Annotated in this window: 18 protein-coding genes and 2 tRNA genes; 11 read left to right on the forward strand and 9 right to left on the reverse strand. The window is 60.5% G+C overall.

Going from position 1 to position 18,556, the window contains the following annotated elements; translation table 11 throughout:
• Window positions 1-207 precede the first annotated feature (207 nt).
• From pgi to rph, 6 genes are all read right to left on the reverse strand, one after another.
• Window positions 208-1,905 carry a glucose-6-phosphate isomerase gene (gene pgi / locus KSX58_RS01310; protein WP_026647255.1) on the reverse strand — a complete coding sequence of 566 codons (1,698 nt, stop codon included), beginning with the start codon at window positions 1,903-1,905 and terminating at the stop codon, window positions 208-210.
• A 344-nt stretch (window positions 1,906-2,249) separates the two neighbouring features.
• Complete coding sequence (locus KSX58_RS01315) at window positions 2,250-3,257, reverse strand: AEC family transporter (RefSeq protein WP_033499407.1); 1,008 nt, start codon at window positions 3,255-3,257, stop codon at window positions 2,250-2,252.
• 1 nt (window position 3,258) lies between these two features.
• Window positions 3,259-3,339, reverse strand: a tRNA-Leu gene (locus tag KSX58_RS01320).
• 92 nt (window positions 3,340-3,431) lie between these two features.
• Window positions 3,432-3,507 (reverse strand) — tRNA-Thr (locus KSX58_RS01325).
• Window positions 3,508-3,642: 135 nt separating this feature from the next.
• On the reverse strand, window positions 3,643-4,323 hold the full coding sequence (locus KSX58_RS01330) for a non-canonical purine NTP pyrophosphatase (protein WP_055308949.1): 681 nt from the start codon (window positions 4,321-4,323) through the stop codon (window positions 3,643-3,645).
• 123 nt (window positions 4,324-4,446) lie between these two features.
• Entirely contained in the window at window positions 4,447-5,211 is a 765-nt protein-coding gene (rph, locus tag KSX58_RS01335; protein WP_003807709.1) for a ribonuclease PH, read from the reverse strand.
• Between the two features lie 130 nt (window positions 5,212-5,341).
• Between rph and KSX58_RS01340 the strand changes: the two genes are divergently transcribed.
• Entirely contained in the window at window positions 5,342-6,739 is a 1,398-nt protein-coding gene (locus KSX58_RS01340) for a nicotinate phosphoribosyltransferase (protein WP_217735825.1), read from the forward strand.
• Window positions 6,740-6,937: 198 nt separating this feature from the next.
• On the opposite strand, the gene KSX58_RS01345 is transcribed toward KSX58_RS01340, so the two are convergent.
• Entirely contained in the window at window positions 6,938-7,255 is a 318-nt protein-coding gene (locus tag KSX58_RS01345; protein WP_021913440.1) for a DUF3039 domain-containing protein, read from the reverse strand.
• A 155-nt stretch (window positions 7,256-7,410) separates the two neighbouring features.
• On the opposite strand from KSX58_RS01345, the gene coaD reads away from it, so the two are divergent.
• The 7 genes from coaD to ilvN all read left to right on the forward strand — a co-directional run bounded on the left by coaD (window position 7,411) and on the right by ilvN (window position 13,597).
• A complete protein-coding gene (gene coaD / locus KSX58_RS01350) occupies window positions 7,411-7,905 on the forward strand; it encodes a pantetheine-phosphate adenylyltransferase (RefSeq protein WP_021913439.1) in 495 nt (164 codons plus the stop codon).
• Window positions 7,902-8,732, forward strand: a complete 831-nt coding sequence (locus KSX58_RS01355; protein ID WP_035010187.1) for a cell division protein — start codon at window positions 7,902-7,904, stop codon at window positions 8,730-8,732. Before coaD ends, KSX58_RS01355 begins: the two co-directional genes overlap by 4 nt.
• 68 nt (window positions 8,733-8,800) lie before the next feature.
• Complete coding sequence (locus KSX58_RS01360) at window positions 8,801-9,415, forward strand: DUF177 domain-containing protein (RefSeq protein ID WP_003807697.1); 615 nt, start codon at window positions 8,801-8,803, stop codon at window positions 9,413-9,415.
• 95 nt (window positions 9,416-9,510) lie between these two features.
• Entirely contained in the window at window positions 9,511-9,705 is a 195-nt protein-coding gene (gene rpmF / locus KSX58_RS01365; RefSeq protein WP_003807696.1) for a 50S ribosomal protein L32, read from the forward strand.
• A 352-nt stretch (window positions 9,706-10,057) separates the two neighbouring features.
• Window positions 10,058-10,846, forward strand: coding sequence for a ribonuclease III (rnc, locus tag KSX58_RS01370; RefSeq protein WP_011742747.1), 789 nt, complete (start codon window positions 10,058-10,060; stop codon window positions 10,844-10,846).
• A gap of 301 nt (window positions 10,847-11,147) precedes the next feature.
• Window positions 11,148-13,010 carry an acetolactate synthase large subunit gene (locus tag KSX58_RS01375; RefSeq protein WP_217735824.1) on the forward strand — a complete coding sequence of 621 codons (1,863 nt, stop codon included), beginning with the start codon at window positions 11,148-11,150 and terminating at the stop codon, window positions 13,008-13,010.
• Between the two features lie 32 nt (window positions 13,011-13,042).
• The gene (gene ilvN / locus KSX58_RS01380) at window positions 13,043-13,597 is read left to right on the forward strand and encodes an acetolactate synthase small subunit (protein WP_003807691.1); all 555 of its coding nucleotides are present in this window, start codon (window positions 13,043-13,045) and stop codon (window positions 13,595-13,597) included.
• 76 nt (window positions 13,598-13,673) lie between these two features.
• Here ilvN and KSX58_RS01385 read toward each other — a convergent pair whose 3' ends face one another.
• Window positions 13,674-14,933, reverse strand: a complete 1,260-nt coding sequence (locus tag KSX58_RS01385; protein WP_217735823.1) for an MFS transporter — start codon at window positions 14,931-14,933, stop codon at window positions 13,674-13,676.
• Between the two features lie 89 nt (window positions 14,934-15,022).
• Entirely contained in the window at window positions 15,023-15,634 is a 612-nt protein-coding gene (locus tag KSX58_RS01390) for a helix-turn-helix domain-containing protein (RefSeq protein WP_217735822.1), read from the reverse strand.
• A 181-nt stretch (window positions 15,635-15,815) separates the two neighbouring features.
• Between KSX58_RS01390 and KSX58_RS01395 the strand changes: the two genes are divergently transcribed.
• The 3 genes from KSX58_RS01395 to KSX58_RS01405 all read left to right on the forward strand — a co-directional run bounded on the left by KSX58_RS01395 (window position 15,816) and on the right by KSX58_RS01405 (window position 18,487).
• A complete protein-coding gene (locus KSX58_RS01395) occupies window positions 15,816-16,358 on the forward strand; it encodes a hypothetical protein (RefSeq protein ID WP_217735821.1) in 543 nt (180 codons plus the stop codon).
• A gap of 280 nt (window positions 16,359-16,638) precedes the next feature.
• Window positions 16,639-17,646, forward strand: coding sequence for a hypothetical protein (locus tag KSX58_RS01400; RefSeq protein ID WP_217735820.1), 1,008 nt, complete (start codon window positions 16,639-16,641; stop codon window positions 17,644-17,646).
• Window positions 17,647-17,650: 4 nt separating this feature from the next.
• Window positions 17,651-18,487, forward strand: coding sequence for a hypothetical protein (locus KSX58_RS01405; RefSeq protein ID WP_151911973.1), 837 nt, complete (start codon window positions 17,651-17,653; stop codon window positions 18,485-18,487).
• Window positions 18,488-18,556: the final 69 nt, after the last annotated feature.

Genomic DNA, 18,556 nt, shown 5'->3' on the forward strand with positions numbered 1-18,556 from the left:
GGCGTCCCGCCTTTCGGCACAGCAATAATCAAAAATACCCCATCCGCAAGACACGGATGGGGCATCTCGTTCAGCCACACGTCACGCGGCTTTATGCGCGCCGATCGTGAGTCAGGACTCGCGATACGAACAGCCCAGCGGGCTGTTCGTGGCGGCTCTCAGAGAAAGAGTCGCGCGCGACACCAGGCACAGCGTTCTGCCCAAAGGTCAGAACTCACGGTTCGCGCGGTAGAACTTGATCAGGGACTGGGTGGACGGATCCTGGGCGGCCAGGGCGTCGTCATCCTTGGAGATGGCCGGGGTGATTTGCTTGGCAAGCTGCTTGCCGAGCTCGACGCCCCACTGGTCGTAGGAGTCCAGACCCCACACGGTGCCCTCGACGAAGGTGATGTGCTCGTACAGGGCGATGAGCTCGCCGAGCGCGAACGGGGTCAGAGCCACGCCGAAGATGGAGGTGGTCGGACGGTTGCCGGTGAACACGCGGGCCGGGACGATCTCTTCCGGGGTGCCCTCAGCGCGCACTTCGTCGGCGGTCTTGCCGAAGGCCAGGGCCTTGGTCTGGGCGAAGTAGTTGCCCAGGAACAGCTCGTGCACGTCCTGGTCGCCGTCCTTGGTCGGGTTCGGGGTGTTCACGAACGCGATGAAGTCGGCCGGGATGAGCTGGGTGCCCTGGTGGATCAGCTGGTAGAAGGCGTGCTGGCCGTTGGTGCCCGGCTCGCCCCAGAAGATCTCGCCGGTCTCGGAGGTGACCGGGGTGCCGTCCCAACGCACGGACTTGCCGTTGGACTCCATGGTCAGCTGCTGCAGGTAGGCCGGGAAGCGGTGCAGGTACTGGTCGTACGGCAGCACGGCGTGGGAGGCGACCTTGAAGAAGTTGCGGTACCACACGTTCAGCATGCCGAGCAGCACGACGACGTTCTTCTCGAACGGGGTGTTGGCGAAGTATTCGTCGATCTCGTGGAAGCCGTGCAGGAACTCCTCGAAGCGGGCCGGGCCGAAGACCACGGCGAGGGAGGTGCCGACGGCGGAATCGACGGAGTAACGGCCGCCGACCCAGTTCCAGAAGCCGAACGCGTTGTTCGGGTCGATGCCGAACTCGGCGACCTTCTCCAGATTGGTGGAGACGGCGACGAAGTGCTTCTTGATGGCTTCGGCGTTCTTGGCGTCGGAACCGTCGATGGCGCCCTTGGCCTTGAGCTCTTCGAGCAGCCAGGTGCGGGCCTCACGGGCGTTGGTCAGGGTTTCCAGGGTGGTGAAGGTCTTGGAAACGATGATGAACAGGGTGGTCTCCGGATCGAGGCCCTTGGTCTTCTCGGCCAGGTCGTTCGGGTCGATGTTGGAGATGTAGCGGGCGGAGATGCCAGCGTCGGCGTACGGCTTCAGCGCTTCGTACACCATGACGGGACCCAGGTCGGAACCACCGATGCCGATGTTGACCACGGTCTCAATCTTCTTGCCGGTCACGCCGGTCCACTCGCCGGAGCGGACCTTGTCGGCGAACGCGTAGATGCGGTCGAGCACCTCACGCACGTCCTTGACGGTGTCCTGGCCGTCGACGATGTACTTGCCCTCGTCCTCGACCGGGCGGCGCAGCGCGGTGTGCAGCACGGCGCGGTCCTCGGTGTTGTTGATGTGCACGCCGGTGTACATGGCCTTGGTGCGCTCGTCGAGCTTGACGGCCTTGGCCAGGTCGGCGAACAGCTGCAGGGTCTCCGGCTTGATCAGGTTCTTGGACAGATCGAAGTGCAGGTCGCCTGCATCGAAGCTCAGCTTCTCGACGCGCTCGGCGTCATCGGCGAACCACTGCTTGAGGCTGATGCCCTCGGACTGCAGCTCGTCGTAGTGCTTCTGCAGCGCGGCCCACTCCGGGGTCTTGGTGGCGTCAACGGGAGGATTGATGGCCATGTTGATAGGTCCTTTCATCATCACTGTGAAGCGGAACGTGACGGTGGAATCTCGTTCGATTTTCCACGGCACGAGCCGTTTTCTTCACCTCACAAGATACTCACAAAAGCCGACAGAACAACACAAAAATGTTTCCCGAGTTAACACATTCGGTCGGAAGCGCGATATACCGCGGTTCCGACCACTTTTCAGCGGCGACATGCCAGATAAACGACGATTACTGAAATCGTATGCAACGTTCAGCGGAAAAGCTTCAACGCACGTGGAAACGGCTGTCGTATGCAACGATCGCATTACGATTACGTACGCAACTTACGCACGACCACGCACGCGGCTTACGCAAGTCAGGCGATGGCGGCGAGCAGGAAGTGCGCGCCGGTCATCATGACCAGGCCGATGATCGCGGACACGGACAGCGAGAAGCCGGCGAGTTTCGCATTGCCGAGCACTTCGTCGGTGAACAGGGTGGAGAACACGGCGATTGGCGCGAGGCAGCACATCACCACGGCTTCGCGCACATTGGCGCCGAACGGCAGCACGAACCATGCGCAGACGGCGAACAGCAGGCCGAATGGCAGTCGCAGGCCGATGATCTTCAGCAGCTTCATCACATCGTCACGGCCGGCGGGCAGGTCCATCAGCATGCCGACCATCAGCATGGCGACGAACGAGTTGGCGTTGGCGAGCGGCTCAACGAACGTGGCCACGACGGCGGGGATCTTCACATTGGCAAGCATGAGCACGATCATGACCAGGTAGGTGTCGAACGGGATGGAGCCGAAGAAGCCTTTCGCCACGTTGCGTAGCAGCGCGTGGCGTGCCAGCCGGCGGGCATCGCGATCCTTGGGTTTCGTATACGGCAGCACCGGCGCATGCCCCTGGTACTGCTCGTCCAAGGTCTTGCCGGGCTGGATGTGCAGGAGGGTCTGCGTCATGACGTTCGTGCCGGCCGCCACCATCACGCAGTTGCCGATGTCGAACATGGCCGCTGGCACGATCGCCGCGGTGCCGAGAAACGCCTGTACCACGGGGAAGCAGAAGCAGCCGATGTTGAAGCCGGAACCGTTGAGCATGGTGAACGCGCGATCCTGCACAGGCGTGTGACGTGTGGTGAGGAAGATGAGCACGGGCGGGATGAACGCGACCACGAAGCCGAAGACGGAGATCCACAGCATGCTGGAATCATGCGGGTTCGTGGCGAACGAGTAGATGATGGCGCAGGGCAGAACCAGGTTGAACAGGGCGACCTGCATGATGCGGTAGTCGCGGTTTTTGAATTTGCCGGCGCGTTTGAACAGGTAGCCGGTGAGGATGATGGCCAGCAGCGCGATTGGCTGAATTAACGTGGACATGTGCGCGAGATGGGACTTGAACCCACACGTCAAAGACACAGGAACCTAAATCCTGCGCGTCTACCAATTCCGCCACTCGCGCAATCACCATCCGCGCACGGCGAAAACCGATACGCACGGATGCACATATGCAAAACCCTAGATGCTCGGAAAACCTCCGAACATCTAGGGCAGTGGAGCCACTTGACAGAATCGAACTGTCGACCTGCTCATTACGAGTGAGCCGCTCTACCGACTGAGCTAAAGTGGCGCAATGCCCAGTAAGCATACGCTAGCCGCGCACAAGAAACAAAGCATAGCGGAAAAACCGGACGAGCACAAATCGCACGCACGCCATCCAGTGTCGCGCGCCACGGCAAGCGCCCGTCGCGGCCGTCATCCGATGTTATTTGACCAGCGCTTCGATCGATGCGACCAGCGAGCGCAGCGCCTTGCCTCGATGGGAGACCGCGTTCTTCTCGGCCGGCTCCATTTCGGCGGACGTGAGCTTTTCGCCGGCGTCGACCGCACGCTGCGGCTGATCGTTCGGCACAAACAGCGGATCGTAGCCGAAACCGTTGGCGCCGCGCGGGGCACGCAGCAGCACGCCCGGCATTTCGCCGACTTCGACGGTTTCGCTGGCGATCGTGTACGGCTTATCATCATCCGCACCGTCCGTCTTGCGCTCTCCCGGCACGACCAGCGCGGCGGCGCAGCGGAACCGTGCGGTGCGCTTGCTGTCGGGGATGTCGGCCAGCTGCTTGAGCAGCAGCGCGTTGTTGGCCTTGTCGTTGCCGTGCTCGCCGGCCCAGCGTGCGGACAGAATGCCCGGCGCGTTGCCCATGACGTCCACGATCAGGCCGGAATCGTCCGCGACTGCCGGGCAGCCGGTACGTTCGGCCACGTCGCGTGCCTTGATGAGCGCGTTCTCCTGGAAGGTCACGCCGTCCTCGACCGGATCGGGCAATCCCAGGGAGCCTGCGGAGACGAGCTCGATGTCGGCGGCGTCCGCGCCGAGACGTTCCTCGAGAATGCGGCGGATTTCCGCCAGTTTGCCTTCGTTATGCGTGGCGACGATGATCTTCATGCCTTACGGTTCCTTCCGCCGTTTTCCTACTTATATCTGTTTTGCGTTGTTCCATGCGCGCCGAGTCGCCGGCATCGGACCGTCAACGTCCTACATTCAGCGCATGCCGTGCCGTCGATCGGCTCAGTCGAGCGCGAGCGCGGCGCGTTGGGCGGCCTGCAGCTCCCTGTTGCCTTTTTCGGCGAGGTCGAGCAGGGTGTTGAGTTCGGCGCGGTTGAACGGACGATGCTCGGCGGTGCCCTGGATCTCGATGAAATCGCCGGAACCGGTCATGGCCACGTTCATGTCGGTCATGGCCTGGCTGTCTTCGATGTACGGCAGGTCCAGCATCGGCTTGCCGTTGATCACGCCGACGGAGACGGCGGAGACCCAGTCCTTGAGCACACGGTCGGCGGACTTGACGTGCTTGTGTTCCTCGGCCCAATGCATCGCGTCGACGAGCGCCACGTACGCGCCGGTGATCGAAGCGGTGCGGGTGCCGCCGTCGGCCTGCAGCACGTCGCAGTCGATCTGCACCTGGTTTTCGCCGAGCGCCTTCATATCGACGACGCCACGCAGGCAGCGGCCGATCAGACGGCTGATCTCGTGCGTACGGCCGCCGATCTTGCCGCGCACGGACTCGCGGTCGGTGCGGTCGGCGGTGGCGCGCGGCAGCATCGCGTATTCCGCGGTGACCCAGCCCAGGCCGGAGTCCTTGCGCCAGCGCGGCACGCCGGCCGTGAACGTGGCGGTACACATCACGCGCGTGTTGCCGCATTCGATGAGCACGGAGCCTTCCGGAACGTCCGTGAAATGCCGGGTGATGCGCACCGGGCGCAGTTCGTCCACCTTGCGTCCGTCCGCACGCACCACGGTCTGGTCGCCCAACATATCCTTAATCGCTACCATTGCTGTTCTGCACTTCGCTTTCCGCTGATTTCGGCTTTTGCCGCCGTCCGATTACTCGTCTTTTCAGCATTCGACCCTATCACCAGCCAAGCACGCCGCGCCTCGAGACCCCTCCTGCACGTATGATGGGATGCAACCAAAGATTGGCCACCGTGGGTCCTACACTTATGGTCAGTTTCACCAAAAGTCAAGAAAGGCTTTGGAAATGCTGGATTATTCACCCGCACTCATGACCGACATGTACGAATACACCATGCTTGACGCTTGCCTGAAGGACGGCACCGCCAACCGCAAGTGCGTATTCGAGATCTTCACCCGGCATCTGCCGTTGGGCCGCCACTACGGCGTGGCCGCCGGACAGGGACGCATCCTCGACGCGCTCGAGAAGTTCCACCTCGACGACAACGACCTGAAATTCCTCGCCGACCGCAAGGTGGTAAGCCCGGAAACCATCAAATGGCTGGAGAACTTCCACTTCTCCGGCTCCATCAAGGGCTACCGCGAAGGCGAGATGTTCTTCCCGAACTCGCCGATCCTGCAGGTTGAAGGCACGTTCGGCGAATGCACGCTGCTGGAAACGCTGCTGCTGAGCATTCTGAATTACGATTCCGCCGTCGCCTCCGCCGCGTCCCGCATGGCCACCGCCGCGAAGGACCGTCCGTGCATGGATATGGGCGGACGCCGCACGAACGAATGGGCCGCGGTCGCCGCCGCACGCGCCGCCGTGGTGGGCGGATTCAAGGGCACCGCCAACCTGCTGGCCGCGCAAATGTACGGTCTGAAGGCCATCGGCACCGCCGCGCACTGCTTCACCCTGGTGCATGACGACGAGAAAAGCGCCTTCGAATCGCAGATCGCGGCGCTCGGCAAGAACACCACGCTGCTGGTCGACACCTACAACATCGAAGAAGCCGTGAAAACCGCCGTCGAAGTGGCCGGACCGGAACTGGGCGGTGTGCGCATCGATTCGGGCGACCTCGCCTCCCTCGCGCAGCGCGTGCGCAACCAGCTGGACGCGCTCGGCGCCACCAACACGAAGATCACCGTCACCAACGACCTCGATGAATACGCGCTGGCCGCACTGCAGACCGCACCGGTCGACTCCTACGGCGTGGGCACCATGCTCGTCACCGGCTCGGGCGCCCCGACCTGCGCGATGGTCTACAAGCTCACCGAACGCGAGAACTCCGCCGGCGAAATGCAGCCGGTCGCCAAGAAGTCGAAGGACAAGGCCACCGTTCCGGGCCGCAAGCTCGCCTTCCGCTCCTACGAATACTCGCTGGCCGACTGCGAACACGTCATCTCCGGCTCCGAAGACAAGCTCGCCGCATACCAGCCGGAAGACGGCTGGAAGGACCTGCTCGTCGACTACGTCACCAATGGCGAGAACCACAGCGAATACCAGGGCCACGACGCGATCGCCAACGCGCACAACTACCGCGCGCAGGCGCTCGCCGAACTGCCGATCGGCGCGCAGAGCCTGATGAAGGGCGATCCGGTCATCCCGACCGAAGTCACCGTGCTGTGACGTCCGTCATGGAGTAAAGCGCCCTGTACAGCGCAAAAGACATAACAAAAACCGACTCCCGGTGAATCACCGGCGTCGGTTTTTGCATAACATACGACGTTGCGCCGCACTCGGTCGCCGCACCCAGCCGCCATATTCAATCGCCACGTTCAGCCACCGCAACCGGCGGCATGAATCGGCAACATGGTCGAACGGCAATCAGAACGAGCTGTTCATCATCTCGTCATAGATGCGCTTGCAATCCGGGCACACCGGGTAATGCGTGGGGTCACGCTTCGGCACCCACACCTTGCCGCACAACGCCACAACCGGACGGCCCGTCATCTTCGATTCGGCGATACGGTCACGCGACACATAATGCGCGAAACGGTCGGCATCGCCATTGCCACCGTCATCAAGCTTCGTTTCCTCTTCAGGACGTTCCAGAACGGCGGTACCGGTACCCGCATCCGGGTTGGACAGCGGCGAAACCGGATCGTCGGATCCGAACAGGCCATCGAAAATCGCAAATGCCATAATTAAGACTCCTCACACAAGCCGCGATCGCGGCCCCACTGCCTTCCATCATAGCCGAGCCGCATTGCGCCGCCACCCGTATGCACGAACCGCGCCAACACGGGCATACGCCGATGTTGCGCACGTTCTCAACCAATCGCGGTACGCTTAAGGCTATGACAATTGCAGTTTGCCCCGGGTCGTACGACCCAGTGACCGCCGGCCACCTGGACGTCATCGAGCGTTGCGCGCGCTTTTTCGACGAAGTGCATGTGGTGGTGGCCGTGAACGCGGCGAAGACGCCGATGTTTTCCGAAGAAACCCGTGTTGAGATCATTCGCCAGGCGCTCGCCAAGCGCGGTTGCACCAATGTGAAGGTGGCGTCGACCACCGGCCTGATCACCGACTATTGCACGAAAATCGGTGCGACGGTCATCGTCAAAGGACTTCGGCAGAACGGCGATTACGAGGCTGAGCTGGGCATGGCATTGGTCAACCGCAAACTCGCCGGAGTGGAAACGCTGTTTCTGCCTGCGGCCCCGGACCTGGAGCACATCTCCAGCTCCATCGTCAAGGACGTGGCACGGCACGGAGGCGATGTGACGGGCATGGTGCCCGATTGCGTGATTCCGCTGCTTGGCGAGGCGCTCAAGAACGAAAAGAGAGCATGATGAGTGAAGAGACCAACGATTTCAAGCCGCTTGCTGACGCCGATGACGCCACGTCGCAGCAGCCGGTCACGGCGGCGGCCGATTATCCGGCCACCGGCGCTGTTGCCGGTACCGCAGCGACCAACAACTCCGCAACCGGCAATGCCGCCGACCGTGCTACGGATGAGCCGGCAAAGCCCGCGAAATCGTCGAAACCGTCGATTTCCATGTCGGACCTGCCCGACCTTCGTGCCACGTTCGATCCCGATGCGCCGCTCGACGACAGTTCGGATCGCAGCCGCGACGAATTCACCACCGTCTACGACATCATCGACAGCATCGAAGAGGAATTGGACGAGGCCAAGCCGATTCTGTTCGCGCCGAGCTCGGTGCGCGTGGACCGCGAATCGTTCACCGGCAAGCTCGACAAACTCAAGAAGATGCTGCCAGTGCAGCTGGAACGCGCCTCCGCGCTGATGCGCGAATCGGAACGCCGTCTGGAAAGCGCGCAAACGCAAGCCAACGCGATCATCGCATCCGCGCAGTCGCGTGCCGCCGACACCGTACGCGAAGCCAACGAGCAGGCGCAGTTCCTTGCCGGGCAGGAGAACGTGACGGAACTCGCCAGGCAGAAGGCGCGCGGCATTCTCGACCAGGCGCAAGCCAAGGCCGACAAGCTCACGCAGAACGCCGACAAATACTGCATCACCATGATGGAATCGTTGCAACAGCAGGTCGACAAGATCGGCACCGGCGTGCAGGCGGGCCTGAACGTGCTGTACGATCGCCAACGCGAAGCCGGCGCGCATCTGGACCATCTCGATGCGGACGATTATCCGGAAAACTGAACAAGACGCGTAACACGCGTGGAACGCATAGCAAAACGCATAGCAAGAAAGCGATGAAAGACTGAACTATGGCACGTACTGAAGATTCCCCATGGGCCGTTTCCGTGGCGCAGGTGGCCTCGCGTCCGGGGCAAAGCAAGGAGATCGACGCCACTTTCCCCGCGCCGAGCGGCATCGGCGATGAGATCGTGGGCGTGGACGAAGGCACGGATGTGAGCGTGGTCGGCTCGTTCGATTCGATCGTCGACGGTCTGATTCTGAACGCGCGTATCAGCGCTCCCGTGCATGCCGAATGCACGCGCTGCCTGAAGCCGATCCAGCGCGATTGGACGGTGAACGTCACCTCCTTCTTCCCATATGAGGACAAGTCCGCCGCCGGCAAGGGCGGAAAGGCCGGCAAGAACGGCAAGGAAGAGGAAGTGGACATCATCGCCGGCGAGGACGAGGCGGAAGACACGTACCCGCTGCTCGACGGCGGCGCATGGGCCGACCTCGAGGCGCTGCTGCGCGACACGCTGGTCGAGGAACTGCCGCTGCAGCCGTTGTGCAAGCCGGATTGCAAGGGCCTGTGCTCGCAGTGCGGCATCGACCTCAACGAGAACCCCGACCATCAGCATGACATGACCGACATTCGTTTCGCCGCGCTGGAAGGGCTGAAAGCCAAGCTGGAAGGCAAGGAATAAGCCGTTCGGATGGGATGGTCCATCGTTTGTACGGAGCTCACGTTAAGATACTGAACGCTTAAGCTCAATCGTTCGAACGAAATAGAGGAAACACAATGGCACTGCCTAAGTACAAGACCTCGCGCGCGAATACCCATTCTCGCCGCGCAAACTGGAAGGCCAAGGCCGCCCAGACCGTTACCTGCCCGAACTGCGGCGCTCCGACGCTGCCGCACATGGCATGCCCGAGCTGCGGTTCCTTCCGCGGCCGCGTGTACCGCGAGGCTGTCCGCTCCATCCACACCAAGTGAGTGGTTGCCGGATAACGGTATAAAGCATCGAAACCCTGCCATCGACGGGTGGCAGGGTTTCTTTTATTATTATCAAGTGATACGGCGATTGCATTGCGATTTATTTCCGCGTGCGATCGGCGTACGACATACGTTGCTTGCGTAGCAAAACCGCCAGATCAGCTGGCGTCTTGCCATGTGCGCAACGGCCACAACCACAGACCGCGGCAGGCTCGGCCCGCCGCATGAACGGTAAGGAACATCCATGGCCAAAGAGACCAATCAGGACAACGCGCAGGACAACACCCAAACCGAAAACGGCAACAATACCAACGCCGGCCGCATCGGCACCTCCATCACCCCCGAAGGCGAGATGACCGCCAATGTGTTGCTCGAGGCGCTCGGCACCACAATCGAACCGGACCTGCTCGTCGAAGCGCTCACCCACCGCTCGTTCTCACACGAGCATGAGGGGGCCAAGAACTACGAACGCCTCGAATTCCTCGGTGATGCGGTGCTCGAACTGGTCTCCACGGAAACGCTGTACAAGGTGCATCCCGACATGAACGAAGGCCAGCTGGCCAAAATGCGCGCGAAAGCCGTTTCCGAGGAATCGCTGAGCAAAATCGCCCGCGAAAAGCTGCACGTCGGCCCGTACATTCTGCTCGGCCACGGCGAGGCGGAACAGGGTGGCGCGGACAAAAGCTCGATTCTGTGCGACATCGTCGAATCGCTGATCGGCGCGACGTTCATCCAGCACGGCATCGACGAGGCGCGCCGCGTGGTGCATCATCTCGTCGACGATACGCTGGCGGAGGTCGCCACCGAAGGTCCGGCGCTCGATTGGAAGACGTCGCTGACCGTCAAGGCGCATGAGATGGGTCTGCCCGACCCGCACTACCAGACGTCGGTCGCCGGACCGGAATACGCACTGGAGTTCACCGCGCGCGCGATTCTCGGCGATGGCGGCGAAGTCATCGGCGTCGGTACCGGCAGCAGCAAACGCAAGGCGCAGCTGGCGGCCGCGGAAATGGGCTGGAAGGCGCTTGACAGTCGCAAGGGCGAAATGGGCGGCAAGCAGAACGGGAAGACGCATAAGTCGCACCACAGGTCACACCGCAAGTCCAACGGTGGCACGCAGGATGCAGCGCAGGGCAAGTAACCGCGCAAACGGTAACGCAAGCGGCGGCACGGCCGGCGTCACGAAACAGCATTACAAGGCAGCGTCGCAATCGCAAAAAATATGGTCCATATCACAATGGCGCGTAACGCGCCAGAATATGGGCCTTTCCGGCGAACCAAGCTGTCAGCCGTTAGCATAGACTCATTATCAGAGAGGAATGCGGCTGCAATCCGCCACAAGCGGTTGCATAGCATTCCGTTTAAGGGGTAAAACGGCGCATGAACGACGCGACCGCGGCCCCTTACGAGGAAATTTTCCACGAACGAGCATGAGAGGGAACATGGTGTTACCTACGCCTCTGCAGGCATTCAGCGGCATGCCAAAGGCATCCGCTACCACTGAAAAGCAGACCATTGTCGACGGCGAAAAGATGACCGGCGCCGAAGCGCTGGTTCGTTCGCTGGAAGATCTGGGCGTCAAGGACGTCTTCGGCGTTCCGGGCGGTGCGATTCTGCCCGTCTACGATTCCATCAAGGACGATACGAAGTTCCGCTTCGTGCTGATGCGTCACGAGCAGGCCGCCGGACATGCGGCAGAAGGCTACGCGCTGACCACCGGACAGGTGGGCGTGTGCATCGTCACTTCCGGTCCGGGCGCGACGAACATGATCACCCCGATCGCCGACGCGAACATGGATTCCATTCCTATGGTCGTCATCACCGGCCAAGTCGGCGTGAACGCCATCGGCACGGACGCTTTCCAGGAAGCCGATATCGTCGGCGCCACCTATCCGGTGGTCAAGCATTCGTACCTCGTCACCCGCGCGCAGGACATTCCGCGCGTGCTGGCCGAGGCGCATTACATCGCACGTTCCGGTCGTCCGGGACCGGTGGTGGTGGACGTCACCAAGACCGCGCAGACCGGCGAAATGTATTATTCCTGGCCGCAGCGCATGATTCTGCCGGGCTACAACCCGACCACCAAGGCGCACGGTCGCGTGCTGTCCGACGCGGCGAAGCTGTTCGAGCAGTCGTACCGTCCGGTGCTGTACGTCGGCGGCGGCGCGGTGCGTTCCGACGCGGGCGAGCTGGTCGAGGAGCTGGCGGAAGTGACCGGCGCTCCGATCGTCACCACCCTTCCGGCGCGCGGCATTGTGCCCGATTCCGATCCGAAGGTGCTTGGCATGCTCGGCATGCACGGCACAATCGCGGCGACCGGCGCCGTGCAGCGTTGCGATCTGCTGGTCGCGATCGGCGCACGTTTCGACGACCGCGTCACCGGCAAGCTCGACGCGTTCGCTCCAGGCGCACGCGTGATCCATATCGACATCGACCCTGCGGAAATCGGCAAGAACCGTCAGCCGGACGTGCCGATCGTCGGCGATGTTGCCACCGTGCTGAAGGACCTCATTCCGGAGATCAAGCGCGAGCAGGCGGTGCATGGCAAGCCCGACACCAGCCACTGGTGGGACGTCATCAACAAGTGGCGTGAGGAATACCCGATCACGTGGGATGAGCCGACCGACGGCAGCCTCGCTCCGCAGTGGGTCGTCAAGCAGCTGTCCGACATGGCCGACCCCAACACCGTGTGGGTGTCCGGCGTGGGCCAGCATCAGATGTGGGCCACCCAGATCATCGAATTCAACAAGCCCCACTCCTGGCTGTCCTCCGGCGGCCTGGGCACGATGGGCTTCGGCCTGCCGGCAGCCATCGGCGCACGCGTCGGATCCGCCCGCGAATTCGACGACAAGAAGCCGGTGTGGCTGATCGACGGCGACGGCTCCTTCCAGATGACTTCCGAAGAGCTGGCGGCCGCGTTCCTCGACCACGCGCCGGTGAAGATCGCCCTGCTCAACAACTCCGTGTACGGCATGGTCCGCCAGTGGCAGACCCTGTTCTACAATCACCACTACTCCGCCACGAACCTGCTGGACGGCGAGAACACGTCTGATATCGTGGACGTGCCGGACTTCGTGAAGCTCGCCGAAGCGTACGGCTGCGTGGGCATGCGCGCGTTCACCAAGGACGAGGCCATCGAATGCATCAAGAAGGCCAACGAGATCAACGACCGTCCGGTGCTGATCGACTTCCGCGTGTGGAAGGACGCCATGGTGTGGCCGATGGTCGCCGCCGGCGATTCCAACGACAACGTCACATACATGCCCGGTGTCAAGCCTCTGCAGCGCGCCGGCGAGAACGACTGAACGAGTAGAGCGTAAGGAAGGACATTTCGATCATGGCAAATTATCCTGCATCCCAGCCGGGTTCCAAGCGTCATACGCTGTCCGTGCTCGTCGAGAACCGTCCGGGCGTGCTGGCGCGTATCGCCGGCCTGTTCGCCCGCCGCGCGTTCAACATCAACTCGCTGTCCGTCTCCCCCACCGAACGTCCGGACATTTCCCGCGTCACCGTCACGGCCGACGTGGAGGAAGTGCCGCTTGAGCAGATCATCAAACAGCTCAACAAGCTGCTGCATGTGCTGAAGATCGTGGACCTCGATCCGGAAACCACCGTGGAGCGCGAGTTGGTGCTCATCAAGGTGGCCGCCGACGAGTCCAACCGTTCCGACGTGCTGGAGATCGTGCGTCTGTTCCGCGTGCGCGTGGTGGACGTGAATCCGGAGTCGCTGACCATCGAGGCCACCGGCGCAGAAGGCAAGATCGACGCGCTGCTCGGTCTGCTGGAGCATTACGGCATCATCGAGCTGGTCCGCTCCGGCGCGGTGGCCGTGACCCGCGGCCCGAAAGCCCTGAGCGAGAAGGTGCTCGGCTCCGAGATCACCGGTCGCTGAACGGGCTGAGCGGCATTGCCTACGGCAAAGCGCCGCCCCACGATTCGTTTCGTGGGGCGGCGCTTTTTATTTCGATTCACCGCAACGCCGTATGCTCCCATTGCGACGCCCCAGGGATGCCACGAATGGAGCGGGAGCATGTCACCAGCACGGCGCTTGCCGCGAGAACGGCGAGGAACACCAACATCGTGCCATGGAATCCAAGAGCCGGAAGCAAGGTGCCGGCCACGGCGCTGCAGAACATCGAGAGCACCTGGGCCGGAACCGTCAATGTGACGGTGATACGCCCCTGCATGCTCGTAGGCGACTTGGCGAAGATGAAACCGAGGAGCATCGCGTTAATCAACGGGAACGGCAGGCCAACCAACGAATTGGCAACCAGCATGACCCAATAGTTGTCGGTCAACGTCATCGGCAATGCGCACAGGCAGATGAACAGGTAGGCGAGGCACACGGTTGGTCCGACCGGAACTTTATCGCTGAGTTTGCCGGCCAGCAACGATCCCACAAGCATCATCAGCGATATGCCGCCACTGATGAATCCGATGGAGGTCGCATTGGTCCCGCACGACACCAAATGCAGCTGGATGGCATATTGGATGCCATTGACGCCGAAATTGACCAATGCCGCCACGATAAGCACGATCACCAGCGTTTTCCGATGCAGCGACCATGACCAGCCTTCCAGGAAATCGCGGAAGAAACCGCCTTTCACTGCATCGCCATCCGTTTCCCCGATACGCCCGCCATCCGAACCATATTCGCGGACGCCGGTGGCGGCGACGCCGGCCACGGCATACATGCATGCCGACGCAAGGAACGGCAGCCATGGAGCAATGCTGTACAGAAAACCTCCGATGGGGCTTCCCGCCATGGCGATGGTTGCGTCACGCCCCTCGTTGAGGCTCCGCGCCTTGGGATAACAGCGGATATCGATGATCGAGCGGAGCATCGCATCCGTAGCGCTCCCAAGAAATCCGTTGATGCCGGATGCGAGCACCGCGATCAACAGCAACACGGGGAACGACAATGCGCCGCACAGCAGCAGCACCGCAACTGCGCCCCAAGCCAGAACGCCGACGACGGCGTTCGCCACGATAAGCCGTTTGCGGTCATGCCTGTCGACGAAGGTACCTCCGAATACGCTCGCAACCTGTTGCGCGATCATCGACGACGTTCCGAGCCACCCGGCGGCGACGGTGGAACCGGACACCGCATATCCAAGCAAACTGATCGCCAGTGCGCGCAGCGCCGCTCCGACCGCCGACGCCGTATCGGCGGTGAACCACGGGATATACCCTGCGGAATGCCAGAATGATTTCGCCGTTTCACTCATGCTTTGCTCCAATTAACCCACTTGTTCCGACTGTTCCGCCCACGCTTTCCGGTTTGCTCGTGGATTCATGCGTCAACCCCGCCGGCGTCTTATGAGACCCACCTGAAGGCCTGCAGAATCAGAGCCACGGGTTCGACGCCCAGCTCATCGTCGCCGTGCATGCCGGCCTTGATCTGCCAGCGGCGCACGACCTCATTGAGTTCCTCGATCATCGAGCTCGTCTCCTCGGCGGTCAGGTTCAGAACATGATCATCGCTGGTGCATGAATCAGCCCATTCCCGAGGCAATTCCGGCAGCCTGTCCAGAAAACGCTCGTAGGCCATCTCGTAGGAGAGCGCCGCGGAACGCCGGAACAGATCCATGGCCTTCGACTCGTCCGTACCGTTCTTTTCTTCGGGCCTCCCCAGACGAATGGCGCTTTGACAGGCCTTCCACCAGCTCTTTCTTCGATCTCCGTCAGGAGACTCCACCTTTTTCACTAGTCCCGCATGCGCAAGCTGCCCCAAGTGGTAGCTGATGGCTCCGGGAGCCTCGCAAAGCTGCTCGCTGATGCTTCCCACGGTCTGTTCGCCGTTCACCCGCAACGTTCCAAGGATCCTCATGCGAATAGGACTCGCCATGGCCCGAAGAGTATCGGCACTGGTCACGGTCACTGCGGCATCTTCGGGCAGCTGCCCCTCGTTGGAGTTCGTATCGTTCATCGTAGAAGACTCCTTTTCCGTCGCCTCCCATTATATACAAATTATTTGTGCAATATATTTGTACGCTTTTCTGCGTACTCGAGATCGCGGGCGCATGCCATCGGCAATGCCCTGGCTTCCCTTGCGACAGCACGAAAGAGCGCCTATACTGGAGCGATAAGCAGACCAATGGGGGTGTCTTATGAACAAGATGATGAGAAGGGGTTTGTGCTGCGCACTGTCGATCGCGCTGCTGGGCCTGTGCGTCGGCTGCGCGGACTCCACACATGGAACATCCGGCACCGGAGGCGACTCCGCTCGGAGCAGTGAGACCGACGATGTGGCGGTGCAGGCGCATCGGGCATTCACCGTGGATGCGCTCGACGATTATGCCTCCGATAACCTATTCGACGATAAGACCGACCCGGTTCTGGTGAAGAAGCTTGGTTCCAAGGTCGTGCACGGCGACGGCATGATTCCGTTCAAGGAGCCGATAGACGGCGACAACTCGTATGAGGTCGCCTTCATGTGCAAAGGAGAGGAACAGACGCCATTCTCCTTCGTGCTGTATAAAGACGGCCAGCCGCACACCATGAGCACCATGGGCGGTTGCGCATCCGATGGCGTGCAATCGGTCTCCCTGCCCGCGAAGCGCTTCCCCGGCGCGACCTCGCTGTCCGTCATCAATATTGGCGGCACGGATCTTGTCGTATCCGCATACGAGGTCAAGGAAGCGGAACGGTAGAGGGTCGCCATTCGATGGCCGCAATGGCGCCGAGCCCGGAATCCCCCCCCCGCCCGGTGCCATTGTGCCGCGCGCGCAGTGCGCTACTCGAGCTGTTCGGAGAGCTCCATCCACTCCATTTCGAGGGATTCGGATTCATCCGCAATCGCCTGCAACTGCTCGTTGAGCTTGCCCAGGCCCCGTAACCACCCAAATTACATTTGAAAAATCATTGCTCGGGCACTATGCGCATACATCCAAAAGCACTAGACTGAACATGGGAATTTAGGAAGAGGTTTTTATGTGCAACAGTTATTTCCAAAAAATCGTTGTGGCTTTGTTATCTGCAATCATGTGCTGTCTTTGGATAGTTCCATCTGCTCAGGCCTCCGATGACAGCATAACCCAAGATGATATTCTCGAGCAGTCTCTCGATTATCAACAAGCCTTAGACACCATCGGAATTACTGATGACGATCTTTCATTTGCAAAAGCCAACGGTACGAATCTGGACTATTTCGCTTCCTTTACCATGCAGTATTACGGAAATGCAAAAGTCGCTGAATCGGCCGTTTCGTCACTCTCCACACTCCAATGCTCCGCATCCCAACGTTTCATGCATGCACAAAAAGCAGCGAAAGACAATGAGACATCCGATGATAACGCTCGCGGAGCAGGAGCCGAAACAGTTTACATGTATCTATCCCACTACGTGGATATTCCTGTCGACAAACAGGACGGCACATGCGATTCACAGGATGAGAGTGAGTATCTTGCGAATTGGATTACTTCTGATGACCGAAATGTCTATGACTCATTCCTGAATGTAATGAACTTAACGAGCCTACCCACCGATACCTTGGACACTATCAATAAAGTAACCAAAATCATCGAAGCACCCTCCAAGGCCGAAAAAATGTGGAACGATTCGAAAAAATTCGGTGTCATAAGTACCATTGCCTCCTCCGCAGCGTCACTGCATGGGTACAAGGAAGACATCATCAAAATCGCAAACGATCTTTCTGATGCATACAGTTCCGCCAATGCAGATCCCCAGAAAACCATCGAACAGATTGACAACAAGCTCTCCTTATCAATTAACAGCGAAGAAACCCGAAAGGCCGTAACTCTTACAGCAGCAGTCATCTCCTCAAGTCTTTCTGGCACCATGCTGAGCATCGGCCTTAACTTAGTCGAGCTGAATTCCCTGTATCTCTCCAGTATTCAGCAAGTCTCGGCCGTTGCCGCGATGCAGGCGTCGCTATCGGGACGCGTAAGCGGCCGACTTATGCGGAGTTGGGGAATGTGACGAGATGACGATTGATTCCATCCATGCGATTGCGGCGCTATGCGTCGGCATCGTGCTTATTGCACTGTCTTGGCTGCTTCCACGGGATTCAGGGGAATATGTACGATGCACGCAATGCCTCAAGTACCGTCAGGCATGCAACTCCATCTGCCCCGCGTGTCTTACGCCCGATTCCCCAACATCCAGCGCGCCGCAATATGCATACATCCTCGCCACGCGCACACGGGGCATGCATATTCAGCTTCTGCTTGCAGTCGGCGAATTCCTCATCTGCGTGGCGCAATGCGCATTACCTTGTCTGATCATCAAAAACATCGTCGGCAATGCCGGTCTGCCAATGGCTTATGGCATTGATCAGAACATCAAAATCGCGTTTGTTCTTTTGCTCGTTCCAACTGTCGCCTGCTGGTATGCGTTCCTCGGTTCCGGGCTACGAGGGGAACAAAGCTATTCGCCCACACGCCCGATGGTATTCCGCCGTGGAACGCCATCCGTCGTCAAGGAGCTGCTTTCCGGTCTCGGCTTCGCTCTTACGCAATCGGCCTTGCTATGGCTCGTGATTCGCCCCATGCTGGCCGTCAACGGCGCATCGGCATTCATGCTGGAAGATGGCAGGCCCCTGCTCGCATATGGCATCGGGACCGTCTGCTGCGTTGTCGCATTCGCGATTTCCTGCTGCGTGGCGCCTTGCACGTTCGGCACATTCCGGCACGTACCTCGTGGAGGATACGCCATCGACCAGGCAACCAACGCCGTGAAAGTCTCACATGAACCTTCCGGATTCAGTATTGCCAGCGTATTGGAAATAGCACAAACGCTGTTCGACGATTGCCTTCGCTAGGAAACTGGCTCGCAATGCCGCTAACCAACTGTCAGCCTTGGATGAAATCACTTTCCTTGATAAAATGTA

This window comes from Bifidobacterium sp. MSK.17.10 (assembly GCF_019129655.1).
GTDB lineage: Bacteria > Actinomycetota > Actinomycetes > Actinomycetales > Bifidobacteriaceae > Bifidobacterium > Bifidobacterium adolescentis.